The organism is Polaromonas sp. 39-63-25 (assembly GCF_002278925.1).
In the GTDB taxonomy this organism is placed as follows: Bacteria; Pseudomonadota; Gammaproteobacteria; order Burkholderiales; family Burkholderiaceae_C; genus Polaromonas.
This window is the reverse complement of record NZ_NCJH01000005.1, coordinates 38,001-63,573: the sequence shown is the minus strand read 5'-3', so window position 1 is coordinate 63,573 and position 25,573 is coordinate 38,001. Positions and strand designations below refer to the sequence as shown.

Below are 25,573 nucleotides of genomic sequence, written 5' to 3'. Positions count from 1 at the left end.
GCATGTCTGTTCAAGCCGGGGCCGCGGGTCCGGCTTTGCCGGCCCGCAGGCGCAGCGGCCCCCTCGGGGGGCAGGGAGCTACACGAAGTGAGCGACCGTGGGGGCTCTAAAATACTGCATGACTTTCCTCGAGATGCTGGGCGCGGCTGAGCGCCAGAACCAATCGATGCTGTGTGTGGGCCTGGACCCGGAGCCCACGAAGTTCCCGGGCAAGCTCAAGGGCGACTCCAACAAGATCTACGACTTCTGCGCGGCCATTGTGGACGCCACGGCCGATCTGGCCATCGCCTTCAAGCCGCAGATCGCCTACTTTGCCGCGCACCGCGCCGAAGGCCAGCTCGAACGCCTGATGGAACACATGCGCCGCGTGGCACCGCAGGTGCCCATCATCCTGGACGCCAAACGCGGTGACATCGGCAGCACCGCCGAGCAGTACGCGGTCGAGGCCTTCGAGCGTTACGGCGCCGACGCGGTGACCCTCTCGCCCTTCATGGGGTTTGACTCGGTCGCGCCCTATCTCAAGCACGCCGGCAAGGGCGCATTTTTGCTGTGCCGCACCTCCAACCCCGGCGGGGACGACCTGCAGAACCAGCGCCTGGCCTCCATCGAAGGGCAGCCGTTGCTTTACGAACACGTGGCCCGGCTCGCGCAGGGCCCGTGGAACCTCAACGGCCAGCTGGGCCTGGTGGTGGGCGCCACCTACCCGGCAGAGATCGAACGTGTGCGCGCGGTGGCGCCGACCTTGCCGCTGCTGATTCCCGGTGTCGGTGCACAGGGCGGCGACGCCGTGGCGACCGTGAAAGCCGGCTGGCGACCCGGCGCGCCCATCATCGTGAACTCCTCACGCGCCATCATTTACGCCTCGTCGGGTGACGACTTTGCCGAGGCCGCGCGGCGTGAAGCCCTCCGGACGCGGGACGTGCTGCAGGCCGCGCGAAGCTGAGCTTCTGGTAGCAGCCCAGCCACCACTCCCGGGTCAGCGATGCAACTCAAATGGCTGGAAGACTTCGTGGCGTTGGCGCAAACCCGCAGCTTCAGCCGCGCGGCCGAGTTGCGCCACGTCACGCACCCAGCCTTCGGGCGCCGCATCAAGGCGCTGGAGGCCTGGGCCGGCACGACGCTGATCGAGCGCGAGAAAACCCCGCTGACACTCACTGCCGCCGGCACCAGCCTGTTGGACAACGCGCAGCAGATGGTGGGCAACCTGAAGTCCGCGCACGACGAGCTGCTCAATGCCGCCGGACGCCACGAGAACCTGGTCGCGCTCGCCACCGGGCGCACGCTGGCGCGCACCCTGGCGGCCGATCTGCTGCTGCGTTTCAGGCCGCTGCTGGGGGAGGGCGAGCTGCGTATCCTGACCCGTTCCCTGACCGACACCGCGCAGATGCTGGAACGCGGCGAGGTCGACTTCATGCTGATTTACCATCACCCGCTGCTGGCCGTGCGCCTCAGTGCGCGCGAGTACGCGCACCTGACGCTGGCCCGGGACCGGCTGGTGCCGGTCACCCGGGCCAATGCCCAGGGGCGCGGGCAGCACCGCTTCGGCGCAAGGGCCGACACGCCCTACCTGGCCTATGCCAGCACCCTGGCGCTGGGCCGGCTGGTGCAGGACCATCTGGCCAACAACCCGCATGCTCCGCGCCTGCAGCGGGTGATCGAGTGCGACTCGGCCGACGCCGTGTACGAATATGCCCTCAAGGGCCTGGGGGTGGCCTGGCTGCCGTGGTCCATGGTGTCGGCTGCCTGCAAGAAGGGCCAGCTGGTGGTGCTGGGCGACGCGCACCTGGAGGTCGGCTTCGAAGTGCGGGCTTACCGCGCCAAACACCGCCTGAACGCGCTGGCAGAACGTCTGTGGCAGGTGATGGCCCAGCGCTGAGCTGTTGCCAAAACAGCCATGAACGGTGCCGAAACGGCACCAAACGGAAAGCCGCCATCAAGACAATGAAAAGGTCTGTGTCCTTTCAGGAGTCGCGATGTCCGCCCATGCTACGCCAGGATCACCGAATAACCTCCCTTCCCCTGATTGTTGAAAGAAAAACCATGTCGTTCCTGCCTCTTTCGCGCCGTACCGCCGTTTGCGCTGCCCTGGCTTTGCTGGCCTGCGCCAGCGTGAGCGCCCAGCCTGACAGCTATCCCAGCAAACCCATCACCATCGTGGTGGCCTACCCGCCTGGTGGCAGCACCGACCTCACTGGCCGCACCCTGGGCGCCGAACTGTCGCGCAAGCTGGGCGTGCCGGTGATTATTGACAACGTGGGCGGTGCCGGTGGCGCGATCGGCGCGCAGAAGGTCGCCAATGCCGCACCGGACGGCTACACGCTGCTGGTCGGCGCCAGCAATGAAATCGCCATCACCCGGCTGGTGTCGAGCGCAGTCAAGTACGACGTCAAGGACTTCACGCCGATCGGCCTGATTGCCACACAGCCCATGGTGCTGGTGGCCTCGCAGAAGTCGGGCGTCAAGACGGTGGACCAGTTCATGAGCCTGGTCCGGCAAAACCCCGGCAAGTACAGTTTTGGCAGCTCCGGCGTGGGCACCGCCCTGCATCTGGCCGGCGAGATGGTCAAGGACCAGGGCGGCCTCTTCATGACCCACATTCCCTACCGCGGCGTGGCGCCCCTGGCCAACGATCTGCTGGGCAACAACATTGACTTCGGTGTGTTCGTGCTGTCCAGCGGCCTGCCGCACATCCGCAGCGGCAAGGTGGTCGCGCTCGGCACCACCGAAGCCCGGCGCTCGCCGATGACTGCCGACATCCCGGCCCTGGCCGAGACGCCCAGGCTCAAGGGCATCGACATCAACATCTGGTTTGCGCTGATGGGACCGGCCCGCCTGCCCGAGCCGGTGGTGGCCAAGCTCAAGAAAGCCCTGAACGATTCCCTGCAGACGCCCGAGCTGCGCAAGAAGCTGGAAGATTCGGGCTCGACGGTTTCGCCCCTCAATGTGGACATGCCCCGGTTCCTGAGCCAGGAAACCACCAAATACAAGCGCATTGTCGAGTTTGCGAACATCAAAGAATGAGCACCGCCTTGCCATTTGATTTGCCCAAGCCGGACATCGCCGCCTGGCGCGCGGGCAACACCGGCACCGAAGGTGTCTGGCAGTTTGATTCGGGCCTGCCGGGCAGGCAGGTGCTGATCACCGCCCTGATCCACGGCAACGAGCTGTGCGGCGCCTGGGCGCTCAAGGGCCTGCTCGAGGCCGGCGTACGGCCGAAGCAGGGGCGTCTGACGCTGGCGTTCTGCAACCTGGCCGCGTTCGACCGCTTCGATGCGGCCAACCACGATGCCTCCCGCTTCGTGGACGAGGACCTCAACCGCCAATGGTCGCCCGAGCGCATGCACGTCGGTGGCACACAGGAGCGCCGGCGTGCGGCGGCCTTGCTGCCCTTTGTCGAGCAGGCCGACTGGCTGCTGGATCTGCACTCCATGCACGAACGCGCCGCCCCCTTGCTGCTGGCCGGCATGCAGCCACGCAACCTGGCGCTGGCCCGCCGTCTGCGTGCGCCTGAACACGTGGTGGTGGATGCCGGGCACAAGGACGGCGTGCGCATGCGCGACTTCGGCCGCTTTGGAGAACTCAACCCGCAGGGCGAGGACGCGGCCTGTTCACTCCTGCTGGAATGCGGCTTTCATGGCGACCTGGGCAGCCGCGTGGTGGCCCAGGACATGTGTGTGCGTTTCCTGCTGGCCGCCGGGGTGCTGGACGAGGCGACCCTGCAACGCGCCCTGCCGGGCTGGCAGCAAGGAGATGCCCCGCGCCAGTGGGTGCTGGAAGTCACAGGCCCGGTGGTGGCGTGCAACGACCGGTTCCGTTTTACCCACGCCTTCCAGGGGCTGGAGCTGATAGAACACGCCGGCACCGTGATTGGCTGGAACGACAGCGAGCCTGTGAGCACGCCCTACGACGACTGTGTGCTGGTGATGCCTTCGGTGCGCCAAGCCCGCGCCGGTGTCACCGTGGTTCGTTTCGCGCGCCGCCGGCCTTTGTAAAAAGCCTCGCTGCGTTGCTGCAGGTTTTTCGCAGGCGTTGCAGCGGGCTGGTTTGCTATATTTTCAGTAGCTGTCGGCGCCCGTGTTTAAAGGGCTGGAGGCCGATTTGGTTCAATGAGCGACGGTAAACCGCTTCTGCACATGCCGCGGCGTTTCGATTTCATCAACGATGGCCACGGCCAGGTCGGCCACTGAAATGCCGGCCGGCTGGTCGCCTTGGCCGGGCAGCAGGTCGTCGGCGCCGACGCGGTACTTCCCGGTGCGCTCGCCCGGTGCCAGGGCAATCGGCGGCGAGACAAAACTCCAGTCCAGCGTGGTTTCTTTCTTGAGTTCGTTCAGCGCCTCGCGGGCCGCCAGCGCGCCCTGTTTGTACTGGGCCGGAAACTCGGGCGTGTCCACCAGCTGCAGACCGGGGGCGACATACAGGCTGCCGGCGCCGCCGACCACCAGCAGGCGTTTCAGGCCTGCTGCCTTGACGCCCTGCACAATGGCCCGGCTGGCCTGCAGGTGCAGGGCGTGGATGGCCGGCTCGCTCCAGCCGGGGTTGTAGGCGCTGATCACCGCCTCATGGCCGGCGACGGCTTGGGCGACCTGCTTGGCGTCGAGCGCGTCGGCCTGCACCACGGTCAGCCCGGTTTGCGCGGGGAGTCTGGACGGCGTGCGGGCCAGCACGGTGACCTGGTGGCCACGACCCAGCAACTCGGAAAGGATGGGGGAGCCGACGAAACCAGTGGCGCCTATCAATGCGATCTTCATGAAAAACTCCAGAGTGATTGAAGAAGCCTGTAGTCTGATTTCTTCATAAACAATTGAATAGCCGGCAAAAATCGCTAATACTGTGAAGCTCAACTAACCAATAGAGCCAAAACTGGACCCCTATAAACGCATGGCGATTTTTGCCGAGGTGGTGGCCGCGGGCTCGCTGACGGCGGCGGCGCGCCAGCTGGGCATGACACCGTCGGCGGTCAGCCAGCATTTGCGCCAGCTCGAGGAGTCGCTGGGTCTGGCCCTGCTGCACCGCTCCACCCGGCGGCTCACGCTGACCGAAGCCGGTGAGCGTTACCACACGGGTTGTGCGGCCATGGTCGCCGCGGCGCGCTCGGCCGACCAGGCCCTGGCGCGTCTGCGTGACGAGCCCGAAGGCGAGTTGCGGCTGGCGGCCCCCATCGGTTTTGGCGGGCTGCTCGCCACGGCGCTTGCGCCCCTGCGTGCCCACACGAAGCTGTCGCTGCACCTGCTGCTGGATGACGCGGTGATCGACCTGATTGCCGCCCGCGTGGACATCGCCCTGCGTGTGGGTGCGCTGGCGGATTCAACGCTGGTGGCGCGCAAGCTCGGCAGCATGAAGCGGCAACTGTGCGCATCGCCGGCCTATCTGGCCGGGCGGGGCTGGCCGGCGCAGCCGCAAGACCTGCTGCAACACGACTGGCTGGGCGGCCGGCCGGGCGCGGCCGGCGGCGAGCTGCTGGACTTGCAGGGCCCGGACGGCGAGCACCAGACGGTGCGCATGCAGGGGCGCGTGCAGGCCACGCAGGTGACGGCCCTGCACGCCTTGTGTGTGGCGGGCTGGGGCATCAGCATTGTGGTCAGCGACGATGACCGCCGTGCGCTGGCCGACGGGCGACTCCTGCCGGTGCTGCCCGGTTGGCAACTGGCTGACCTGCCGGTGTACGCGGTGACGCCGCGGCGCGGCGAGCAGCCCGCCAAGGTACGCCATGCGCTGGAGCTGCTGGCCGCGTATTTCAATCAGCCAGCCGCAGGGCCGACGCGTCTCAGCGCGGCTTGAGCATCCCGCCCAGCATCACGCAGGCCAGCGCCGCCACCACCAGCGTGATGCCGGCCCACTGCCAGGGCGTGATGGCTTCACCGAGCACCAGCATGCCGGTGGTCAGGCCCACCACCGGCACGCCCAGGCTGAAGGGCGCAACGCGGTTGGCGGGGTGGCGCTTGAGCAGGCCGGTCCACAGGCTGTAACCCAGGATGGTCGCGACCCAGCCGAGATAGGCCACCGCCAGCCAGCTGGAGGCGCGGGCCTGGGTCCACTGCCAGCGCGTCGCCTCGGGGTCGAACACCAGCGACAGCAGCGTGAAGGGCAGGATGGCGAAGATGCTGCTCCAGACCACAAAGGCCATCGGCGAGTAGGCTACCCCTCCTTGCTGCACGTGGCGCGCCACGATGTTGGACATGGCCCACATGGCGGCGGCGCCCAGCGTGAGCACAAAACCCGCCAGCGTGGTGGCGGCAACCGCGCCGCCGTCGGCGGGTGCCAGGTAATTCAGCGCAAAGCAGGCCAGACCCAGCGCCGCGAGCACCATGCCGGCCTGCAACGGCCGGCTGGCGCGCTCGTGCAGCAGCACAAAGCCGAACAGCGCGGTGAAAAACACCTGGGTTTGCAGCAGCACCGACGCCAGCGCCGCCGTCATGCCGACTTTCAGCGCGACGAACAGGATGCCGAACTGCCCGACACCCTGGAACAGGCCGTAAAACGCCAGCCATTTCCACGGGATATTGGGCGGCCGGACAAACAACACCAGCGGCAGCACGGCAAACACATAACGTGCGGCGCCCAGCTGGAAGGGCGTGAAGTCGCGCAGCGCGAATTTCATGACCACAAAGTTGACGCCCCAGACCACGACCACCACGAGGGCGGCCGCCAGATCGCGGCCGGTCAGGACGCCGGGCCGCATCAAACGCCCGGCAGCGCGGCGCGTGCGGCGTTCAGGTGGGTCCTGACGTGCTGCGCCAGGGCGATGTCGCCCGGTGTTTCGGGCAACCAGGCCTCGACAGGAATGGTTTTCCCGTTCGGGTCCACCGCGACAAACACCACCACACATTCGGTGATGACTTCCATCTCGCCGGTTTTCATGTCGCCGGCGCGCACCTCGACCGCGATGTTCATGCTGGTGCTGCCGGTGTAGGCCAGCCGAGCCTGCACTTCCACCAGGTCGCCGATCATGATGGGACGCTGGAAGCGGATGCTGCCGACCGACACCGTGACGCAGTAACGCTTGGCCCAGCGCGTGGCGCAGGCGTAGCCGGCTTCGTCGATCCACTTCATGACGGTGCCGCCATGGACCTTGCCGCCGAAGTTGATGGTGCTCGGTTCGGCCAGAAAACGCAGGGTGATCGACGACATACGGCTCCTTGTGAAATGCTATGAAAATAATAGCTGTTTGCGCCCGTCCATCAAGGGCTGCAGCCAGTTTCTTTACAAAAGTCGCTTCAGGTAACGCCCGGTATGGCTGGCCGGGTTGGCGGCGATGTCTTCGGGTGTGCCCACGCCCACCACGGTGCCGCCACCGGCCCCGCCCTCGGGGCCCATGTCGATCAGCCAGTCGGCGGTCTTGATGACGTCGAGGTTATGTTCGATCACCACGATGGTGTTGCCGGCGTCGCGCAGCTGGTGCAGTACCTTGAGCAGCAGGGCGATGTCGGCAAAATGCAGGCCGGTGGTCGGTTCGTCCAGGATGTAGAGCGTGCGGCCGGTGTCGCGTTTGGACAATTCGAGTGCCAGCTTGACGCGCTGCGCCTCGCCGCCCGACAGCGTGGTCGCCGCCTGGCCCAGCTTGATGTAAGAGAGGCCGACATCGAGCAGCGTGTGCAGCTTGCGCGCAATCACCGGCACCGCCTTGAAGAACTCGGCCGCGTCTTCCACCGTCAGGTCCAGGATCTGCGCGATGTTCTTGCCCTTGTACTGCACCTCCAGCGTTTCGCGGTTGTAGCGCATGCCCTTGCAGACATCGCAGGGCACGTAGACGTCGGGCAGGAAGTGCATCTCGACCTTGACCACGCCGTCGCCCTGGCAGGCCTCGCAACGACCGCCGGCCACGTTGAAGGAAAAGCGCCCCGCGCCGTAGCCGCGTTCACGCGCGGTGTTCATCTCGGCCATCAGCTCGCGGATCGGTGTAAACAGCCCGGTGTAGGTGGCCGGGTTGCTGCGTGGCGTGCGGCCGATCGGCGACTGGTCCACATTGATGACCTTGTCGAAATGCTCGATGCCTTCCATCGCTTCATGCGGTGCCGGCTCCTCGTGCGCGCGGTACAGGGTGCGCGCCACGGCCGCGTACAGGGTGTCGTTGACCAGCGTCGATTTGCCGGAACCCGACACGCCGGTCACGCAGGTCAGCAGGCCGACCGGGAAATCGACACTGACGTTCTTCAGGTTGTGGCCGCTGGCGTTGATGACCTTGATGGCCTGCAGGTCGCCCTGGGTCAGCAGGTGTTCGGCTTCGCGCGCGGCGCGTTTGACGCCGGCCGCGCTGGGCGCAAACTTCGACGGTTTTTTGGGATCGCGGTAAGGGGCTTTGACCACCGTCGGCAGCCAGGGCGTGCGGCGCTTGGGCACCTCGATCTTCAGGACCTGCGACAGGTATTTGCCGGTCAGCGAATCGGGGTTGGCCAGCACGTCCTCGTAGCTGCCTTGCGCCATCACCCGTCCGCCGTGGATGCCGGCGCCCGGTCCCATGTCGATCACATGGTCGGCCGCGCGGATCATGTCCTCGTCGTGTTCGACCACCAGCACGCTGTTGCCGATGTCGCGCAGGTGTTTGAGCGTGCCGATCAGGCGGTCGTTGTCGCGCTGGTGCAGGCCGATGCTGGGTTCGTCGAGCACATACATCACGCCGGTCAGGCCCGAGCCGATCTGCGAGGCGAGACGGATGCGCTGCGACTCGCCGCCCGACAGCGTCTCGGCGCTGCGGTCCAGGCTCAGGTAATTGAGGCCCACGTCGTTGAGGAACTTCAGGCGCAGGCCGATCTCGCGCACGACTTTGCCGGCGATCTCGGCCTTGGCGCCTTCCATGCTCAAGGTGTTGAAGTAGTCGAAGCTCTCACGCAGGGTGATGCTGCTGATCTCGTAAATCGCCTTGCGGCTGACCGCGCCCACCAGGTACACATGGCGCGCTTCGCGGCGCAGGCGCGTGCCTTCGCAGTCCGGGCAGGGTTGCAGGCTGCGGTAACGCGCCAGTTCCTCGCGCACGGCCGCCGAGTCGGTTTCGCGATAGCGCCGCTCGAAGTTGGTGATCACGCCTTCAAACGGGTGTTTCTTGCTGACCTTGCGGCCGGCCGACTGGCCCGACTCCATCACGTAGCTGAACTTGATGTCTTCCTCACCCGAGCCGTGCAGCACCACCTGCCGGATCGCCTCGGGCAGTTTTTCAAAGGCGGTGTCGATGTCGAAGCTGTAGTGTTTGGCCAGGCTCTCCAGCATGGCGAAGTAATAGGCATTGCGCCTGTCCCAGCCCTTGACGGCGCCGCTGGCCAGGCTGAGCGACGGGAAGGCCACCACACGCGCCGGGTCGAAAAATTCCATGTGACCCAGGCCGTCGCAGCTCGGGCAGGCGCCCACCGGCGAGTTGAAGGAAAACAGGCGCGGCTCCATCTCGCTGAGCGAGTAGCTGCAGACCGGGCAGGAGAACTTGGCGCTGAACAGGTGTTCCTGGCCGGAATCCATTTCCATCGCCAGCGCCTTGCCGTCGGCCAGGCGCAGTGCGGCTTCAAAACTTTCAGCCAGGCGCTGCTGCATGTCGGGCCGCACCTTGAGGCGGTCGATCACCACGTCGATGTTGTGTTTCTCGGCTTTCTTGAGCTTGGGCAGCTCGTCGAACTCATAGGCCGTGCCGTCCACGCGAAAGCGCACATAACCCTGGGCCTGCATCTCGGCGAACACGTCGACAAACTCGCCCTTGCGTTCACGCGCCACCGGCGCCAGGATCATGAGTTTGGTGTCTTCGGGCAGCGCCAGCACATGGTCGACCATCTCGCTGACACTTTGCGCCTGCAGCGGCAGGTCGTGATCGGGGCAAAACGGCGTGCCGGCGCGCGCAAACAGCAGGCGCAGGTAGTCGTGGATTTCGGTCACCGTGCCCACGGTGGAGCGCGGGTTGTGGCTGGTGGCCTTCTGCTCGATGGAGATCGCCGGTGACAGGCCCTCGATCATGTCCACATCGGGCTTGTCCATCAGCTGCAGGAACTGCCGCGCGTACGTGCTCAGGCTTTCCACATAACGGCGCTGGCCCTCGGCGTACAGCGTGTCAAAAGCCAGCGAGGACTTGCCCGAGCCGCTCAGCCCGGTGATCACCACCAGCTGGTTGCGCGGAATGTCGAGGTCGATGTTCTTGAGGTTGTGCGTGCGCGCGCCGCGGATGCTGATGCGCTGCGCTGCGAGGGCCTGGGCCAGGTAGCGGCTGGTATCGGGCTCGGTTGCCACACGGTCTTCAGCAGCCGTGGGAGCGAGGTATTGGCCGTCGGTGGAAGAGTTCACTGTATAAGGGCGCCGCAAAACCCTCCATCATAGACCGATGTGTGTTTTTCGGGGTTCCGGGGCCATGGGGCGGGCTCCTGTCGCCCGGTGCGGGCGCAGTTCGTGCTTGCGCAAGGGCAAATGAAACGCGGTGCAATTCAAAGACAATAGGCCCTGTCTTCCGCAGGTGCCCCTGCCAGCCCTTTTTTTGTTTTTCAAATTTCCAGCCCTACTCTGTGTCTTCAGCCCGCCCCGACCTGCCTTCCTACCCCATGACCGCGACCGAGCGGCGCGCCAGCGCGTCGCTGGCCTCCATTTTTGCGCTGCGCATGCTCGGGCTTTTCCTGGTGCTGCCTGTGTTTGCACTGGAGGCGGCGCGTTATCCGGGCGGGGACGACCCGGCGCGTGTCGGTCTGGCCATGGGCATTTACGGCCTGACCCAGGGCATTTTGCAGATTCCCTTTGGCATGGCCTCGGACTGGCTGGGCCGCAAAAAGGTCATCGTGTTCGGCCTGCTGGTGTTTGCGCTGGGCAGTTTTGTCGCCACCTGGGCGCCTGACCTGACCTGGCTGATCATTGGCCGTTCGCTGCAGGGCGCCGGTGCCATCTCGGCCGCCGTCACCGCGCTGCTGGCCGACACCACGCGCGACGAGGTGCGTACCAAGGCCATGGCGCTGGTGGGCGCCAGCATCGCCCTGATGTTTGCGCTGTCGCTGGTGCTGGCGCCGGTGCTGGCCGCACAGGTCGGCCTGGGCGGGCTGTTTGCTTTCACCGGGTTGCTGGCGCTGGCCGGCATCGCGGTGGTGATCTGGTGGGTGCCGCCCGAGCCGGCGCAGCATGTGAACCGGCCGCGCGGCAGCCTCGCCGAGGTGCTGAAACACCCGGCCTTGCTGCGGCTCGATGTCGGCGTGTTTGTGCTGCACGCCGTGCAGCTGGCCATGTGGGTGGCCATTCCCGCGTTGCTGGTGCAAGCCGGGCTGGACAAGGACCACCACTGGCAGGTCTACCTGCCGGCGGTGCTGGCCTCCTTCCTGGTGATGGGCTTGACGCTGTTTCCCCTGGAAAAACGCGGTTACCTGCGCGCCGTGTTCCTGGCCGCGGTGGGCCTGATCACGCTGGTGCAGTTCGGACTGATGGGCGCGGCGATGCAGGGCAGCCCCAGCCTGGCCTGGCTGGGCGCCTTGCTGTTCCTGTTTTTCTGCGGCTTCAATGTGCTTGAAGCCTCCCAGCCCAGCCTGGCGTCACGGGTAGCCCCGGCCCATTCCCGCGGCGCGGCGCTCGGGGTCTACAACACGCTGCAGTCGCTCGGATTTTTTGCCGGCGGTGCCCTGGGCGGCTGGCTGGCCAAAACCGCAGGGCCGCAAGCCCTGTTTGCGGCTTGCGGCGGGCTGATGCTGCTGTGGCTGCTGGTGGCGTGGCCCATGCGGGCGCCCGGCAGGCATGCGGCCGCTCCGGATGCCGGCCTGGCCGCGCAGCCAGTTAAACTGTGAAAAATTAGGAGAACACGCCATGGCATCCGTCAACAAAGTCATCCTCGTCGGCAACTTGGGCCGCGACCCCGAAGTGCGTTATTTGCCCAGCGGCGACGCCGTCGCCAACATTGCGCTGGCCACCAGCAGCAAGTACAAGAACAAGGCCGGTGAAATGGTCGAGGAGACCGAATGGCACCGCATCAGCTTTTTCGGCCGCCAGGCCGAGATCGTCGGTGAATACCTCAAGAAAGGCCGCTCGGTCTACATCGAGGGGCGCCTGAAAACGCGCAAGTACACCGACAAGGACGGCGTCGAGAAATACGCGACCGACATCATTGCCAGCGAGATGCAGATGCTCGGCAGCCGCGAAGGCATGGGTTCGCCCGGCGGTGACGGTGACGGCGATGGCGGCGAACGCCAGTATTCCCGTCCGGCGGCCGCGCCGCGTGCGCCGGCCCCGGCCCCCCGTGCGCCAGCGCCTGCGCCGACCAAGGCCGCAAGCGGCTTTGACGACATGGACGACGACATTCCGTTCTAAACCCTGCTCCCGATCCTCTGCCCGGCCTGCTTCTCGCGCAGGCCGGGCAGATGCATTTTTAAACAACGTTTTTTGTCAACCGGCGCCTTGGCGCTGTGTAGGCGCTTGCCTTGTTTGCAGGTGTGGGCTGCCGCGGGTGCGCATTGTTGGCTAGGATCGAACTTTGCCAACCACAGGGCGCCGTCATGAGCTCCAAGCACCTTGAAAACAATGCCCCGGCAATGATCCGCCTGCAATCGCTGCTGGGTGCAGCCCTGCTGGCCGCCGGCGGGTTGGTGTCACTGCCGGCCCATGCCAACACCGACCCCCTCAGCGATCTGCTCGGCGCTCCTGGCAGCGCGGGCCTGGGTTTCGCCGTGCGGGCCGAGCAGTCGCCCTATGTGGGCGGCGGCACGCGTTATGACCTGCTGCCGCTGTATCTCTACGAAGGCAAACGCGTGTTTCTGCATGGCAGTCGCGCCGGGCTGAAGCTGTTCGACGAAGAAACGCAGCGCGTCGATCTTTTTCTTGACCAGCGCTTCGAAGGTTATGCCGACGACCGCCTTCCTCCCAGCCTGGCCGGCATGGCCGAGCGCGGCTCCGGCCTGGACGCCGGCGTGTCTTACCGCTACCGCCAGCCTTGGGGCACGCTGCAGGCCGAGTATCTGCAGGATGTCAGCCGCTTTTCAAAGGGCAGCGAACTGCGCTTGTCTTACAGCTACGACTGGCGCTCCGGCCGGCTGGCGCTGCGCCCCAGCCTGACGGTGTCGGTGCGTAACGCCAGGCTGAACAACTATTACTACGGCGTGCGGCCCGACGAAGCCACGGCCACCCGGCCTGCCTACGAGCCCGGCAGTGGCATCAACACCACCCTGGGCCTGTACGGGACCTATGAACTGAGCGAGGGATGGCGCCTGCTGGGCGGCATCACCCGGACCGTGCTGGACGGCAAGGTCAAGGCCAGCCCGATTGTCGGAAGGTCGGCGCAGACCGCGGTATTCCTCGGCGCCGCCTACGATTTCGGCACCCACAAGCAGCACTGGGCCGAAGAAAGTTCCCCCACCCATGTCAAGGTGCTGTACGGCAAGTCCACGGAAGACGGCTGCCACCTGGCCAAGATCATCACGCTGACCTGCGCTTCGACGGCCAAGGTCAACTCGACACGTATCGCCGGCGTGCAGATTGGCAAGCCTTTCATTGAGCAGCTCAACGGCTGGCCGCTGGACATCGTCGGTTACGTCGGCCTGTTGCAACACGACGACCGCGGGCTGGCGTCCAACGGGCTGCAGCTCGACGCGTTCATGAAGGCTTATTACTACGGCTTTCCGTGGAGCGATCGCGTCAAGACCCGGCTCGGCCTGGGCCTCGGGGTGTCGCTCGCGCAACGTGTGCCCTACAGCGAGTCCAGCAGCCAGGCGGCGCGCGGGCGCCAGACCTCGCGGCTGCTCAACTACCTGGACCCGAGCATCGACGTCAGCCTGGGCGACCTGGTGGGTTCACGCGCGCTGAAGAACACCTATCTCGGCTTCGGCGTGTCACACCGTTCCGGGATCTTTGGCGCCTCGCGCCTGCTGGGCAACGTCGACGGCGGCTCCAACTACATCTATACCTACCTCGAAACCGTGCTGTAAGGTACGGATTTGCTATCAAAAAAAGAGCTGATGGCGCCCGTCTGAAAAGGGTGAAAGACTTGGTTGCCTGTCAGTCGCCGCAAAGGGCAGGCGATCGCGCGCGGCCAGCCCCATAAACGGGGGATTGCATCCGGCAGGTACAGCGTTAACAGTGGAGGCTGACGCGCATGCCTCAAGCGGTTTTTCACGCCTGCTGTTCCTGAGGCGTGCCTTTATCATCGGCTGCTGTGCAGCCCCTTCCAAAGATTTCACCCATGCCCGAATGGCGCGTACTGATTGTTGAAGACGATGTTCCCACGCGGGACTTCTTCGCGGACAGCGTCTCTAGCTGTGAGCAGCTGCATCTGGTCGCCGGCGTGGGCACCTTCGAGGAAGCCCGGGCGCTGATCGAGGACAAGGGCCAGGTCATCGATATCCTGCTGACGGACCTGGCGCTGCCCGATGGCAACGGGCTGGACCTGATCCGGCTGGCCGGGCGCTTGCGGCCCTCGTGCGAGGCGCTGGTGATTTCGATGTTCGGCGACGAAGACAGCGTGTTGTCCAGCGTCGAAGCCGGGGCGCTCGGGTACATCCAGAAGGATTTCACGCCGGACAACATTGCACACACGATTCTGGAGATGAAGGATGGCGCCTCGCCGATCTCGCCGATGATCGCGCGCCGGGTGCTGGCCAAGTACCGCGCGCTGCACCTGGTCGACCAGGCCCCCCCCGCTGCTGCGGCCGGGGCGGTGGTGCGCGGCCCGGACGAGACGCCTGCCGTTGGTATGGGCCGAGCGCTGTTATCCGTGCGGGAGCAGGAAGTCCTGGAGCTGATTGCGCGCGGCTTTTCCTATGCGGAAATTTCAAAACTCAAGAGTGTGAGCGTGCACACCGTCCAGTCCCACATCAAGAACCTCTACACCAAACTCGCGGTGCACTCCAAAAGCGAGGCGGTGTACGAGGCGACCCGGCTGGGCCTGCTGCAGCCGCCGTCGGCGGCCGACGCGCGCTGAGCCGTGGTGGCCTGAAGACATGCGCGCCCGCAGTCTCTGGTGTGGGCTGGTATGCGCCCTGCTTTGCTGGGGCAGCGCCCGGGCCGAGGTGCAGGAACTGCGTCAGGCCAGGGCCCTCATCACCCTGCAGGGTGCGGCACCGGTGCAGTCCGGCGTCGAGCTGCCCTACCACTGGGACCGGCGTCATCCAGGGCTGGCTGGCGCGGCCACCTTTGAAATTGACTTCGGGCCGCCGGTCACCAGCGCCAAATCCTATGCCATCTATATACCGAGGCTGGGCAATGCCTATGAAATCTGGCTCAACGGCAATCTGCTGGAAAAAAATGGCGACCTGACAAAGTTCAATGGGGGCGACTACGCCAAGGTGCCCCGTTTTGTGCCCGTCGCGACGGATCTCCTGCGGCCGTCCAACCGGCTTTTGATTCATGTCCGCGCTGACGTGGGCCGGCGCGGCGGGCTGGCAGCGCCGGTGATGGGGCCGGACGAGGAGGTCAGGCGGCTTTACAGCAGCGACTACAACTGGCGCGCAACGGGGACGCTGGTGGTAGTGGTGCTCAGCTTCATGGTCGGCATGGTGGCGCTGGCCTTGTGGTTCACGCAGACCGACCCGACGCGGGCCTACCGCGCTGTGCGCGACCCGATGTACCTGCTGGGCGGGCTGGCCGAACTGTTCTGGACGGTGCGCGTCAGCGATGTGCTGATTGAAAATCCGCCGCTGCCCTGGCCGGCCTGGGGCATGGTGACGGTCATGATGACGGGAGGCTGGCTGACCTGCATGGGAAGTTTTTCCGTGCGGGTGGCGGGCTGGTCCGAACTCCGGCCGGCGATCTGGTTCAACCGCATGACCTGGACACTTTTTGCCAGTGGCCTGCCGCTGATCGCATGGGCACTGGTGTTTGCATCGCCGCAGGTACTGACGGCCTGGTACGGCGCCTACGCACTGACGTTCACCTGCTTCATCGGCTTTTTCTGCTGGCGTGCGCTCCGCAATGCCACGCCGGCGCACCGGGTGGTGGCTGCGGCGCTTTTTGTCAATGTGCTGGTGGGTCTGCGCGACTGGTTCGTTTTTCGCATCAGCCCGACCTACGCCGACAACACCCTGCTGCGTTACTCCTCGATGCTGTTCGGGCTGGCGCTGGCCTACATCGTGATCACGCGTTTTCGCGAGGTCAGCGCGCAGGCGCGCGACCTGATGACCAACCTGTCTTCCCGCATCTCGCAGAAAGAGCGCGAGCTGGGCCAGACCTACCGCCAGGTCGAACAACTCGCGCGCGAGCAGGAGCGGGTCAGCGAGCGCACGCGCATCCTGCGCGACATGCACGACGGCGTGGGTGCGCACCTGAGCGCCGCGATCCGGCAGCTGCAGTCGGGCAAGGCCAGTACCGACGACGTGTTGCAGACGCTGCGTTACACGCTGGACCAGCTCAAGCTGTCCATCGACGCCATGCATTTGCTGCCGGGCGACATCAGCTCGCTGCTGGCCAACCTGCGTTACCGGCTGGAGCCGCGGTTTGCGGCGTCGGACATCGAACTGCAGTGGGTGGTGGGCGCCCTCGAGCCGGTGGCCCAGGTGGACGCCAATGCCATGCGCCAGCTGCAGTTCATGGTGTTCGAGGCGCTGTCCAATGTGCTGCAGCATTCACAGGCGACGACGCTGGCGATCGAGGCTGAAATGGCCGGCGCCGGTGTGTGCCTGCGTGTCGTTGACAACGGGCGCGGTTTCGACGCCGCCGCCGCGCCGCGCAAGGGTCTGCTGGCCATGCGTGAGCGGGCGAGCGCGATTGGCGTGGCCATCGCCATCGAAAGCCGGCCGGGGCGCACGGTCGTTGAAATACGGATTCCTTGACCGGTTAACCGTGTGAGTGCTATTAAATCAGTAGCTGCTGGCGCTTATTCATCAAGGGCCAGGCCCTGATTTGATTGAAAAAACCGGACGACGGGCTCAGGGCAGCGCCGGTGTGTTGCTCGCTGCAATCACGCCGCCGCCCAGGCAGACCTCGCCCTGGTAGAGCACGGCCGACTGGCCTGGGGTGACGGCCCACTGGGGTTCGTCAAAACGCAGCGCGGCATGGGTCAACGACGGCGCCACCAGCTCGCAGGCTGCGTCGGCCTGCCGGTAGCGCGTTTTGGCCGCCATGGTGCCGGCAGCCGGCGGCGCGCCGGCGACCCAGCTGCAGTCCTGCACCTGCACTTCCGTTGAGAGCAGCCAGGGATGGTCGTGGCCCTGCACCACCCACAGGGTATTGCTGTCCATGTCCTTTCGCGCCACAAACCAGGGCTCGTGCTCGCCGACGCCGCGCTGGCCCAGCGCCTGCACCGCCTTGAGTTCGGCGCCACGCGCCTTCACGCCGCCTATGCCCAGGCCCTGGCGCTGGCCCAGGGTGTAAAAGCTCAGGCCCACATGTTCGCCCAGCACCCGGCCCTGGTCGTTCTTGATCGGTCCCGGCGCCTTGGCGATGTAGCGGTTCAAAAACTCGCGGAACGGCCGCTCGCCGATGAAACAAATGCCGGTCGAGTCCTTCTTCTTCGCGTTCGGCAGGCCGATTTCGTCGGCGATGCGGCGCACTTCGGTCTTCTTCAGTTCACCGACCGGGAACAAGGTTCTGGACAGCTGTGCCTGGTTCAGGCGGTGCAGGAAATAGCTCTGGTCCTTGGCCGGGTCCAGGCCCTTGAGCAGTTCGTGCAGGCCGGTGGTCTCGTTTTTCCGTACGCGCGCATAGTGCCCGGTGGCGATTTTTTCGGCGCCCAGCCGCATCGCATGGTCGAGAAAGGCCTTGAACTTGATCTCGGCGTTGCACAGGATGTCGGGGTTGGGCGTGCGTCCGGCCTGGTACTCGCGCAGGAACTCGGCAAACACCCGGTCCTTGTAGTCGGCGGCAAAGTTGACATGTTCGATGGCTATGCCGATCACGTCAGCCACTGCCGCGGCGTCGACAAAGTCGATGTTGGACGAGCAGAACTCGCTGTCGTCATCGTCTTCCCAGTTCTTCATGAAGATGCCGATGACTTCATGGCCCTGCTGTTTCAGCAGGTACGCGGTCACCGCGGAGTCCACGCCGCCGCTCAAACCGACAACGATACGTTGCTTGTGCATTGCAGCATTTTAGGTGGTGAGGCGATTTCGCGAGAGGTTCAGGGTCTGGCGTCGTAGACGCTGGGGTCGGTGGTCAACAGATCCACCGGGTAACGCTTGCCCGCCAGGTAGTCTTCCATGCAGGTCAGCAACAAGGGGCTGCGGTGCAAGTGAGCGCACGCCCTGATCTCATCGGGCGTCAGCCACAGGGTGCGCACAATGCCTTCGTCCAGCGCCTGCCCGGCCATTTCCTCGCCCAGCGTGCCGCAAAAGGCAAAACGCAGGTAGGTGATGTCCAGCGGGGTGTCCTGGCCGGGCACCGGTCTTTCGAAGCGCGACATATAGATGCCCACCAGCGACTGCGGCGTGAAGTGAAACGCGGTTTCCTCGAGCGTCTCCCGGGCGCAACCCTGGATCGGGTTTTCGCCCGGGTCCAGGTGGCCGGCCGGGTTGTTCAAGCGCAGGCCATCCTGCGTGTGTTCCTCCACCAGCAGGAACCTGCCCTCGCGCTCGATGACGGCCGCGACCGTGACACTGGGTTTCCATCGTGTATTCATCGCAGCATTATCCGTGGGCAAGCTGTCCGAACCGTAGCCTGCGGGACTTCCAGAGGGGTGCACCCAAAAAAAAGCCGGGGAAACTCATGTAAGCTAGCTGACAGCTGACAATTTCACGTAGAACTACTTACGCAACGAGGAGACACCCATGCGAATCGGGGTACCGGCCGAAATCACGGCGGGGGAAACACGCGTTGCCGTCACGCCCGAGACGGCCAAAAAACTCAAGGCCCAGGGCCACACCGTGTGCATCCAGTCGGGTGCGGGGGTGGCTGCCAGTGTGCCGGACGAAGCCTATGTGGCGGTCGGTGCCGAAATCACCGACGCTGCCGGCGCCTATGCGTCCGACATCGTGCTCAAGGTGCGTTGCCCGCTGGACAGCGAAATCGGCCTGGCCAAGGCCGGCACGGTGCTGGTCGGCATGCTCAACCCGTTTGACGCCGCCGGCCTGCAGCGCCTGGCGGGCGCCCAGCTGACGGCGTTTGCCCTGGAAGCCGCGCCGCGCACCAGCCGCGCGCAAAGCATGGACGTGCTCTCGTCGCAGGCCAACATCGCCGGCTACAAGGCCGTGATGATGGCGGCCGACAAGTACCAGCGCTTTTTCCCGATGCTGATGACCGCCGCCGGCACCGTCAAGGCGGCGCGTGTGGTGATTCTGGGCGTTGGCGTGGCCGGCCTGCAGGCGATTGCCACGGCCAAGCGCCTGGGCGCGGTGATCGAGGCCAGCGATGTGCGACCCAGCGTCAAGGAGCAGGTCGAGTCGCTGGGCGGCAAGTTCATCGATGTGCCGTATGAAACCGACGAAGAGCGCGAAGCCGCCGTTGGCGTCGGCGGTTATGCCAAACCGATGCCGCCCAGCTGGCTGGAGCGGCAAAAAGCCGAGGTTGCCAAACGCGTGGCCCAGGCCGATGTCGTGATCACCACCGCGCTGATTCCGGGCCGCGCCGCACCGGTGCTGGTGACCGAGGACATGGTCAAGGCCATGAAACCCGGCAGCGTCATCGTCGACCTGGCTGCGCCGCAAGGCGGCAACTGCCCGCTGACCGAAGCCGGCAAAACCGTGGTCAAACACGGCGTCACGCTGATCGGCGAGACCAATGTGCCGGCGCTGGTCGCCGCCGACGCCAGCGCGCTCTACGCCCGCAACTTGCTGGACTTCCTCAAGCTGGTCATCAGCAAGGAAGGCACGCTCAACATCGACCTCGACGACGACATCGTGGCGGCCTGCCTGATGACGCAGGGCGGCGAAGTCAAGCGCAAGTAAGCAGCGGATCTCAAAAAAACATTTATCAGGGGCCGGCGGCAGCGCCACCCCATCAGGAGAAGAAGACCATGGATGCCGTGTCACCCACCATCATCAACCTCATCATCTTCGTGCTGGCCATCTACGTGGGTTACCACGTGGTCTGGACCGTCACGCCTGCGCTGCACACGCCGCTGATGGCGGTGACCAATGCGATTTCGGCGATTGTCATCGTCGGCGCCATGCTGGCCGCCGCGCTGACCGTTACGCCGCTGGGCAAAACCATGGGCGTGCTCGCCGTGGCGCTGGCTGCGGTCAATGTCTTCGGTGGTTTCCTGGTCACGCGCCGCATGCTGGAAATGTTCCGCAAGAAAGAAAAGAAAACCGTTGCGGCTGACGCAGCTGGCTCGGGAGTGGCCAAATGAGCATGAATCTTGTCACGCTGTTGTACCTGGTGGCTTCGGTCTGTTTCATCCAGGCGCTCAAGGGCCTGTCGCACCCGACCACCTCGATACGCGGTAACCTCTTCGGCATGGTCGGCATGGCGATCGCCGTCCTGACCACTGGCGCGCTGATTGTGGAACTCTCCGGCGGCAAGGCTTTCGGCATGGTGTACGTTCTGGGCGCCTTGCTGGTCGGTGGAACCGCCGGCACGATCATGGCCAAACGCGTCGAGATGACCAAGATGCCCGAGCTGGTGGCCTTCATGCACAGCATGATCGGCCTGGCCGCGGTGTTCATCGCCGTGGCCGCCATGGCGGAACCTGGCGCCTTCGGCATCGTGGCGGCGGGCCTGCCCACGGCGGCGATTCCGGCCGGCAACCGGCTGGAGCTCTTCCTCGGTGCCGCCATCGGCGCGATCACCTTCAGCGGCTCGGTGATTGCCTTCGGCAAGCTCAGCGGCAAATACAAGTTCCGCCTGTTCCAGGGCGCGCCGGTAACGTTTGCCGGGCAGCACGTGGTCAACCTGGTGCTGGGTATTGCCACGCTGGCGTTGGGCCTGGTTTTCATGTTCACCGGCAACTGGACGGCCTTTTTTGCGATGCTGGCCCTGTCCTTCGTGCTGGGCGTGCTGATCATCATCCCGATCGGCGGCGCCGACATGCCGGTCGTCGTGTCCATGCTGAACAGCTACTCGGGCTGGGCCGCGGCCGGCATCGGTTTTTCGCTGAACAACGCCATGCTGATCGTGGCCGGCTCGCTGGTCGGATCCTCCGGCGCCATCCTGTCCTACATCATGTGCAAGGCGATGAACCGCTCCTTCTTCAACGTGATCCTGGGCGGCTTCGGCGGCGAGGCGGGTACGGCCGCCGCCGGTGCCAAGGAGCAGCGCCCGGTCAAGTCCGGCTCGGCCGACGACGCAGCCTTCATCCTGGGCAATGCTGAAACCGTGATCATCGTGCCGGGGTATGGCCTGGCGGTGGCGCGTGCCCAGCATTCGGTCAAGGAACTCGCGCAAAAACTCACCGACCGCGGCGTCAACGTCAAGTACGCGATCCACCCGGTGGCGGGCCGCATGCCCGGCCACATGAACGTGCTGCTGGCCGAGGCCGAGGTGCCTTACGACCAGGTGTTTGAGATGGAAGACATCAACGCCGAGTTCGGCCAGGCCGACGTGGCCATCATCCTGGGCGCCAATGACGTGGTGAATCCGGCCGCGCATGTCAAGGGCAGCGCGATCTACGGCATGCCCATCCTCGAGGCCTACAAGGCCAAGACCGTCATCGTTAACAAACGTTCGATGGCCGCCGGTTATGCCGGCCTGGACAACGAGCTGTTCTACATGGACAAGACCATGATGGTGTTCGGCGATGCAAAAAAAGTCATCGAGGACATGGGCAAGGCGATTGAGTAATCCGTTGACCGTTGACCGTTGACGGCTTTTTCCACGCAAAAGACATGAATTAGAGGGGCTTCCCTTCTGATTTGGCCGTTTCCTAGGGAAAACGCAATAGCCCCGCAGAGGGTCGCGCCACGACAATCCGTGGCAGTTGTTCAATCGTCATCCGGAGAAGACAAGCATGAATGCATCCACCATAGACCGACCCTGGCTGAGCGCCTACCCCCCGGGCGTTCCTGCCGACATCGATGCGTCCCAGTACGCCTCGCTGGTGGCCCTGATGGAAGAGAGCTTTGCGAAAAACGCCAGCGCCGTCGCCTACAGCTTCATGGGCAAGGAGGTCACCTTCGGCCAGACCGACAGCCTGTCGCAGGCGTTCGCGGCTTACCTGCAGGGGCAGGGGCTGGGGCTGGTCAAGGGCGACCGTGTGGCGATCATGATGCCCAATGTGCCGCAATACCCGGTGACGGTGGCCGCCATCCTGCGTGCCGGTTTTGTGGTGGTCAACGTCAATCCGCTGTACACCCCGCGCGAACTCGAGCACCAGCTCAAGGATTCCGGCGCCAAGGCGATTGTCATCATCGAAAACTTCGCCAACACGCTGGAACAGTGCATTGCGAATACGCCCGTCAAACATGTGGTGCTCACGGCCATGGGCGACCAGCTCGGCGTGCTCAAGGGCGCGCTGGTCAATTACGTGGTTCGCAACGTCAAGAAAATGGTGCCAACCTTCAATCTGCCGGGCGCCGTGCGTTTCAATGACGCGGTGGCCCAGGGGACGCGCGGCAGCCTCAAGCGGCCCGACATCAAGCCTGACGACGTAGCCGTGCTGCAGTACACCGGCGGCACCACCGGTGTTTCCAAGGGCGCCGTGCTGCTGCACCGCAATGTGATTGCCAACGTGCTGCAGTCCGAAGCCTGGAACGGCCCGGCCATGGGGGGCATGACGGCGGGCGTGCAGCCGACCTATGTCTGTGCGCTGCCGCTGTACCATATCTTCGCGTTCACCGTGAACATGATGTTGGGCATGCGCACCGGCGGCAAGAACATCCTGATCCCGAACCCGCGCGACCTGCCGGCCGTACTCAAGGAGCTGTCCAAACACAAGGTGCACAGCTTCCCGGCGGTCAATACCCTGTTCAACGGCTTGGCCAACCACCCCGACTTCAACACCGTGGACTGGTCGCACCTGAAGGTTTCGCTGGGCGGCGGCATGGCGGTGCAAAGTGCAGTTGCCAAGCTCTGGCTGGAAAAAACCGGCTGCCCGATCTGCGAAGGTTACGGCCTGTCGGAAACCTCGCCGTCGGCCAGTTGCAACCCGACCAACAGCAAGGCCTTCACCGGCACCATCGGCGTGCCGATTCCCGGCACGTACTTCAAGCTGCTCGACGACGACGGCAACGACGTGCCGGCGGGCCAGCCCGGTGAAATCGCGATCAAGGGCCCGCAGGTGATGGCCGGCTACTGGCAGCGGCCCGACGAAACCGCCAAGGTCATGACGCCCGACGGCTACTTCAAGTCCGGCGACATCGGCGTCGTCGACGAGCGCGGTTTCTTCAGGATCGTGGACCGCAAGAAAGACATGATTCTCGTCAGCGGCTTCAATGTCTACCCGAACGAGGTCGAGGACGTGGTTTCCGGCATGGAAGGCGTGATGGAATGCGCCTGCGTCGGCGTTGTCGACGACAAATCGGGTGAAGCCGTCAAGCTGGTCATCGTCAAGAAAAATCCGGACCTGACCGAAGCCCAGGTGCGCGAGTTCTGCAAGACCAACCTGACCGGCTACAAGCAGCCCAAGGTGGTCGAGTTCCGTACCGAGCTGCCGAAAACCCCGGTCGGCAAGATCTTGCGCCGGGAGTTGCGCGACAAGAAGTAGGAGGCGGCTCAGGCCCGGCAGGTGAAAGAAAAAAGGCGGCTCCGGCTGCCTTTTTTTCCTGGTGCGGCCAGGAGTGGGCACCAGTTCGGGCAAACTTGCGGCCATGAACCCTACCGCCATCCTGAGCGCCCTCGCCGAAGAACAGCACGGCCTGCTGGAACTGTTGCAGCGACCGCAGAAAACCCGTCATGCCGGCCGCGACTTCTGGCAGGGTGAGCTGCATGGTCAGCCCGTGGTGCTGGCGCTGTCAAAAATTGGCAAGGTGGCCGCTGCCACCACGGCGACGGCGCTGATCGAGCGTTTCGGTGTCGGCCGTGTGGTGTTCACCGGCGTGGCTGGCGGGCTGGGCGAGGGTGTGCAGGTCGGAGATGTGGTGGTGGCGACCGATTTCCTGCAGCATGATCTCGATGTCTCGCCGCTTTTTCCGCGCTACGAGGTCCCGTTTTACGGGAAAGCCCGGTTCGACGGTGACACGGCCCTGACCGCGCTGCTCTACGCGGCGGCCTGCGCCGCGCTGGCCCCGGTGAAAGCGGGCAGGTCTGTGCAGCGCTTCCCGCAGGCCCGCGTGCATCAGGGCCTGTTGGCCAGCGGCGACCGGTTTGTCTCGGGTTCTGCCGAGTCGCAGGCCCTGCAGGCCGCCCTGGCCGGCGCCGGACACGCGGTGCTGGCCGTCGAGATGGAGGGCGCCGCCGTGGCCCAAGTCTGCCTGGATTACGGCGTGCCCTTTGCCGCCATGCGCACGATTTCAGACCGGGCCGATGACAGCGCGCATGTTGATTTCTCGAGCTTTGTCGAGCAGGTGGCCAGCCATTACGCGCAGGCCATTGTCGAGCGGTTTTTACTTTTGCTATCAATAAAGTAGCTACTGACGACCGTCAATCAAGGGCTGACGGCCGATTTGACCGAGAAACCCGGAATGAACGGATTGCCCGGGCAGCCGTGTGGACTCTTCAGACCAGCAAGAGCCGCGGGTCCGGCTTCGCCGGCCCGCAGGCGCAGCGGCCCCCTCGGGGGGCAGGGAGCTACACGCAGTGAGCGACCGTGGGGGCTACTTCAACCAGCCGCGCCGCCGGAAGTACCACATCGGCACCACCGCGCTCGCCGCCATCAGCACCAGCGCATACGGGTAACCCAGCGCCCAGTCGAGCTCGGGCATCAGCTTGAAGTTCATGCCGTACACGCTGGCGATCAGCGTGGGCGGCAGCAAGGCGACGCTGGCGACCGAGAAGATCTTGATGATCTTGTTCTGGTTGATGTTGATGAAACCGACCGTGGCGTCCATCAGGAAGTTGATCTTGTCGAAGAGGAAAGCCGTGTGCGAGTCCAGCGAGTCGATATCGCGCAGAATCTGGCGCGCCTCCTCGAACTGTTCGCTGTTGAGCATCTTGCTGCGCATCATGAAACTCACGGCGCGCCGCGTGTCCATCACGTTGCGGCGGATGCGTCCGCTCAGGTCTTCGTGCCGGGCGATGGCGCCCAGCACCTCGCCGGCCATCACGTCCGTCACATCGCCCGACAGCACCTTGGTGCTGACCTTTTCAAGGTCGATGTAAATGCCTTCGAGGGTGTCGGCCGAGTATTCGGCATCGGCGTCGAACAGCTTGAGCAGCACTTCCTTGGCGTCTTCGATCAGGCCCGGCGCCCGGCGCGCGCGCATGCGCAGCAGGCGGAAGACCGGCACGTCTTCGTCGTGGATCGAAAACAGCACGCCCTTGCTCTTGAGGTTGTCATTGACCAGGTTCAGGATGAAGGCTACCCGCACGGTGCGGGGTTCCTCGTCGTCGGCAATCAGAAAGTCCGAGCGGATGTGCAGCTCGCCGTTGTCTTCTTCGTAAAAGCGCGCGGACTCCTCGATGTCCTCGTCCATCACGTCTTCGGGAATCGACAGGCCGTAATACTGCTTGATCCAGCGTTTTTCTTCCAGCGTCGGCGACTCCAGGTCCACCCAGATCGGCTGGAACCGGGACAGTTCCTCCAGCGATTCGATCTCTTCCTGGAACAGGCGCCCGTTGGCGAGCGTGAAAATATTGAGCATGACTGGCTCCCAATCGGTTTGGGGGCGCCGGCACCGGGCAGGCGTCTGCCCGGCGTTGGCGGGGTTGTGGATGGTGGCATCGCTTTCAACCCCGGGATGACGCT

The 25,573-nt window shown here is 64.9% G+C and carries 22 protein-coding genes; 15 read left to right on the top strand and 7 right to left on the bottom strand.

The window, feature by feature from the left end; all coding sequences use genetic code 11:
• The first annotated feature begins 118 nt into the window (after positions 1–118).
• The 4 genes from pyrF (at position 119) to B7X65_RS06210 (ending at position 3,992) form a co-directional block, all read left to right on the top strand.
• Entirely contained in the window at positions 119–943 is an 825-nt protein-coding gene (pyrF, locus tag B7X65_RS06225) for an orotidine-5'-phosphate decarboxylase (RefSeq protein ID WP_293593425.1), read from the top strand.
• Positions 944–982: 39 nt separating this feature from the next.
• Positions 983–1,876, top strand: a complete 894-nt coding sequence (locus B7X65_RS06220; protein WP_293593424.1) for a LysR substrate-binding domain-containing protein — start codon at positions 983–985, stop codon at positions 1,874–1,876.
• Positions 1,877–2,040: 164 nt separating this feature from the next.
• On the top strand, positions 2,041–3,021 hold the full coding sequence (locus B7X65_RS06215) for a tripartite tricarboxylate transporter substrate binding protein (protein WP_293593423.1): 981 nt from the start codon (positions 2,041–2,043) through the stop codon (positions 3,019–3,021).
• Positions 3,018–3,992 carry a succinylglutamate desuccinylase/aspartoacylase family protein gene (locus tag B7X65_RS06210; RefSeq protein WP_293593422.1) on the top strand — a complete coding sequence of 325 codons (975 nt, stop codon included), beginning with the start codon at positions 3,018–3,020 and terminating at the stop codon, positions 3,990–3,992. The genes B7X65_RS06215 and B7X65_RS06210 overlap by 4 nt, the downstream gene beginning before the upstream one ends.
• A gap of 111 nt (positions 3,993–4,103) precedes the next feature.
• On the opposite strand, the gene B7X65_RS06205 is transcribed toward B7X65_RS06210, so the two are convergent.
• Positions 4,104–4,748: an NAD(P)-dependent oxidoreductase gene (locus B7X65_RS06205; protein ID WP_293593421.1), complete on the bottom strand. Its 645-nt coding sequence runs from the start codon at positions 4,746–4,748 to the stop codon at positions 4,104–4,106.
• Positions 4,749–4,878: 130 nt separating this feature from the next.
• Here B7X65_RS06205 and B7X65_RS06200 point away from each other — a divergent pair, with 130 nt between their 5' ends.
• Positions 4,879–5,778, top strand: coding sequence for a LysR family transcriptional regulator (locus B7X65_RS06200; protein ID WP_293593420.1), 900 nt, complete (start codon positions 4,879–4,881; stop codon positions 5,776–5,778).
• Here B7X65_RS06200 and B7X65_RS06195 read toward each other — a convergent pair.
• The 3 genes from B7X65_RS06195 to uvrA form a co-directional block, all read right to left on the bottom strand.
• The gene (locus B7X65_RS06195) at positions 5,765–6,679 is read right to left on the bottom strand and encodes an EamA family transporter (protein WP_293593419.1); all 915 of its coding nucleotides are present in this window, start codon (positions 6,677–6,679) and stop codon (positions 5,765–5,767) included. The genes B7X65_RS06200 and B7X65_RS06195 overlap by 14 nt on opposite strands.
• Positions 6,679–7,128, bottom strand: coding sequence for an acyl-CoA thioesterase (locus B7X65_RS06190; protein WP_293593418.1), 450 nt, complete (start codon positions 7,126–7,128; stop codon positions 6,679–6,681). Before B7X65_RS06190 ends, B7X65_RS06195 begins: the two co-directional genes overlap by 1 nt.
• Before the next feature lie 72 nt (positions 7,129–7,200).
• Entirely contained in the window at positions 7,201–10,200 is a 3,000-nt protein-coding gene (gene uvrA / locus B7X65_RS06185) for an excinuclease ABC subunit UvrA (protein WP_293593493.1), read from the bottom strand.
• Between the two features lie 305 nt (positions 10,201–10,505).
• On the opposite strand from uvrA, the gene B7X65_RS06180 reads away from it, so the two are divergent.
• From B7X65_RS06180 to B7X65_RS06160, 5 genes are all read left to right on the top strand, one after another.
• The gene (locus B7X65_RS06180) at positions 10,506–11,723 is read left to right on the top strand and encodes an MFS transporter (RefSeq protein WP_293593492.1); all 1,218 of its coding nucleotides are present in this window, start codon (positions 10,506–10,508) and stop codon (positions 11,721–11,723) included.
• A 19-nt stretch (positions 11,724–11,742) separates the two neighbouring features.
• On the top strand, positions 11,743–12,243 hold the full coding sequence (gene ssb / locus B7X65_RS06175) for a single-stranded DNA-binding protein (RefSeq protein ID WP_293593417.1): 501 nt from the start codon (positions 11,743–11,745) through the stop codon (positions 12,241–12,243).
• A 185-nt stretch (positions 12,244–12,428) separates the two neighbouring features.
• On the top strand, positions 12,429–13,853 hold the full coding sequence (locus B7X65_RS06170; protein ID WP_293593416.1) for a MipA/OmpV family protein: 1,425 nt from the start codon (positions 12,429–12,431) through the stop codon (positions 13,851–13,853).
• A 254-nt stretch (positions 13,854–14,107) separates the two neighbouring features.
• Positions 14,108–14,845, top strand: a complete 738-nt coding sequence (locus tag B7X65_RS06165) for a response regulator transcription factor (RefSeq protein WP_293593415.1) — start codon at positions 14,108–14,110, stop codon at positions 14,843–14,845.
• Positions 14,846–14,864: 19 nt separating this feature from the next.
• Positions 14,865–16,691: an ATP-binding protein gene (locus B7X65_RS06160; RefSeq protein WP_293593414.1), complete on the top strand. Its 1,827-nt coding sequence runs from the start codon at positions 14,865–14,867 to the stop codon at positions 16,689–16,691.
• 96 nt (positions 16,692–16,787) lie between these two features.
• Here B7X65_RS06160 and mnmA read toward each other — a convergent pair whose 3' ends face one another.
• Both mnmA and B7X65_RS06150 read right to left on the bottom strand, forming a co-directional pair.
• A complete protein-coding gene (gene mnmA / locus B7X65_RS06155; protein WP_293593413.1) occupies positions 16,788–17,939 on the bottom strand; it encodes a tRNA 2-thiouridine(34) synthase MnmA in 1,152 nt (383 codons plus the stop codon).
• Positions 17,940–17,977: 38 nt separating this feature from the next.
• On the bottom strand, positions 17,978–18,475 hold the full coding sequence (locus B7X65_RS06150) for an NUDIX hydrolase (RefSeq protein WP_293593412.1): 498 nt from the start codon (positions 18,473–18,475) through the stop codon (positions 17,978–17,980).
• Between the two features lie 148 nt (positions 18,476–18,623).
• On the opposite strand from B7X65_RS06150, the gene B7X65_RS06145 reads away from it, so the two are divergent.
• From B7X65_RS06145 to B7X65_RS06125, 5 genes are all read left to right on the top strand, one after another.
• Positions 18,624–19,739 (top strand): Re/Si-specific NAD(P)(+) transhydrogenase subunit alpha, encoded by a 1,116-nt coding sequence (locus B7X65_RS06145; RefSeq protein WP_293593411.1) that lies wholly within the window; start codon positions 18,624–18,626, stop codon positions 19,737–19,739.
• 68 nt (positions 19,740–19,807) lie between these two features.
• Entirely contained in the window at positions 19,808–20,143 is a 336-nt protein-coding gene (locus B7X65_RS06140; RefSeq protein ID WP_293593410.1) for an NAD(P) transhydrogenase subunit alpha, read from the top strand.
• Positions 20,140–21,573: an NAD(P)(+) transhydrogenase (Re/Si-specific) subunit beta gene (locus tag B7X65_RS06135; protein ID WP_293593409.1), complete on the top strand. Its 1,434-nt coding sequence runs from the start codon at positions 20,140–20,142 to the stop codon at positions 21,571–21,573. The genes B7X65_RS06140 and B7X65_RS06135 overlap by 4 nt, the downstream gene beginning before the upstream one ends.
• Before the next feature lie 166 nt (positions 21,574–21,739).
• Positions 21,740–23,434, top strand: a complete 1,695-nt coding sequence (locus tag B7X65_RS06130) for a long-chain-fatty-acid--CoA ligase (RefSeq protein ID WP_293593408.1) — start codon at positions 21,740–21,742, stop codon at positions 23,432–23,434.
• Between the two features lie 103 nt (positions 23,435–23,537).
• Positions 23,538–24,296 carry a 5'-methylthioadenosine/adenosylhomocysteine nucleosidase gene (locus tag B7X65_RS06125; RefSeq protein WP_293593407.1) on the top strand — a complete coding sequence of 253 codons (759 nt, stop codon included), beginning with the start codon at positions 23,538–23,540 and terminating at the stop codon, positions 24,294–24,296.
• Positions 24,297–24,482: 186 nt separating this feature from the next.
• Here B7X65_RS06125 and corA read toward each other — a convergent pair whose 3' ends face one another.
• Complete coding sequence (gene corA, locus B7X65_RS06120) at positions 24,483–25,469, bottom strand: magnesium/cobalt transporter CorA (protein ID WP_096667574.1); 987 nt, start codon at positions 25,467–25,469, stop codon at positions 24,483–24,485.
• Positions 25,470–25,573 lie beyond the last annotated feature (104 nt).

Bases quoted from the DNA above. Each gene is read 5' to 3' on its own strand.
- B7X65_RS06170 (WP_293593416.1), top strand. From the start codon at position 12,429: ATGAGCTCCAAGCACCTTGAAAACAATGCCCCGGCAATGATCCGCCTG.
- B7X65_RS06190 (WP_293593418.1), bottom strand. From the start codon at position 7,128: ATGTCGTCGATCACCCTGCGTTTTCTGGCCGAACCGAGCACCATCAAC.
- corA (WP_096667574.1), bottom strand. From the start codon at position 25,469: ATGCTCAATATTTTCACGCTCGCCAACGGGCGCCTGTTCCAGGAAGAG.
- B7X65_RS06220 (WP_293593424.1), top strand. From the start codon at position 983: ATGCAACTCAAATGGCTGGAAGACTTCGTGGCGTTGGCGCAAACCCGC.
- ssb (WP_293593417.1), top strand. From the start codon at position 11,743: ATGGCATCCGTCAACAAAGTCATCCTCGTCGGCAACTTGGGCCGCGAC.
- B7X65_RS06130 (WP_293593408.1), top strand. From the start codon at position 21,740: ATGAATGCATCCACCATAGACCGACCCTGGCTGAGCGCCTACCCCCCG.
- B7X65_RS06135 (WP_293593409.1), top strand. From the start codon at position 20,140: ATGAGCATGAATCTTGTCACGCTGTTGTACCTGGTGGCTTCGGTCTGT.
- B7X65_RS06160 (WP_293593414.1), top strand. From the start codon at position 14,865: ATGCGCGCCCGCAGTCTCTGGTGTGGGCTGGTATGCGCCCTGCTTTGC.
- B7X65_RS06125 (WP_293593407.1), top strand. From the start codon at position 23,538: ATGAACCCTACCGCCATCCTGAGCGCCCTCGCCGAAGAACAGCACGGC.
- B7X65_RS06140 (WP_293593410.1), top strand. From the start codon at position 19,808: ATGGATGCCGTGTCACCCACCATCATCAACCTCATCATCTTCGTGCTG.
- B7X65_RS06145 (WP_293593411.1), top strand. From the start codon at position 18,624: ATGCGAATCGGGGTACCGGCCGAAATCACGGCGGGGGAAACACGCGTT.
- B7X65_RS06205 (WP_293593421.1), bottom strand. From the start codon at position 4,748: ATGAAGATCGCATTGATAGGCGCCACTGGTTTCGTCGGCTCCCCCATC.
- pyrF (WP_293593425.1), top strand. From the start codon at position 119: ATGACTTTCCTCGAGATGCTGGGCGCGGCTGAGCGCCAGAACCAATCG.
- B7X65_RS06180 (WP_293593492.1), top strand. From the start codon at position 10,506: ATGACCGCGACCGAGCGGCGCGCCAGCGCGTCGCTGGCCTCCATTTTT.
- B7X65_RS06200 (WP_293593420.1), top strand. From the start codon at position 4,879: ATGGCGATTTTTGCCGAGGTGGTGGCCGCGGGCTCGCTGACGGCGGCG.
- B7X65_RS06150 (WP_293593412.1), bottom strand. From the start codon at position 18,475: ATGAATACACGATGGAAACCCAGTGTCACGGTCGCGGCCGTCATCGAG.
- B7X65_RS06215 (WP_293593423.1), top strand. From the start codon at position 2,041: ATGTCGTTCCTGCCTCTTTCGCGCCGTACCGCCGTTTGCGCTGCCCTG.
- B7X65_RS06195 (WP_293593419.1), bottom strand. From the start codon at position 6,679: ATGCGGCCCGGCGTCCTGACCGGCCGCGATCTGGCGGCCGCCCTCGTG.
- B7X65_RS06165 (WP_293593415.1), top strand. From the start codon at position 14,108: ATGCCCGAATGGCGCGTACTGATTGTTGAAGACGATGTTCCCACGCGG.
- mnmA (WP_293593413.1), bottom strand. From the start codon at position 17,939: ATGCACAAGCAACGTATCGTTGTCGGTTTGAGCGGCGGCGTGGACTCC.
- B7X65_RS06210 (WP_293593422.1), top strand. From the start codon at position 3,018: ATGAGCACCGCCTTGCCATTTGATTTGCCCAAGCCGGACATCGCCGCC.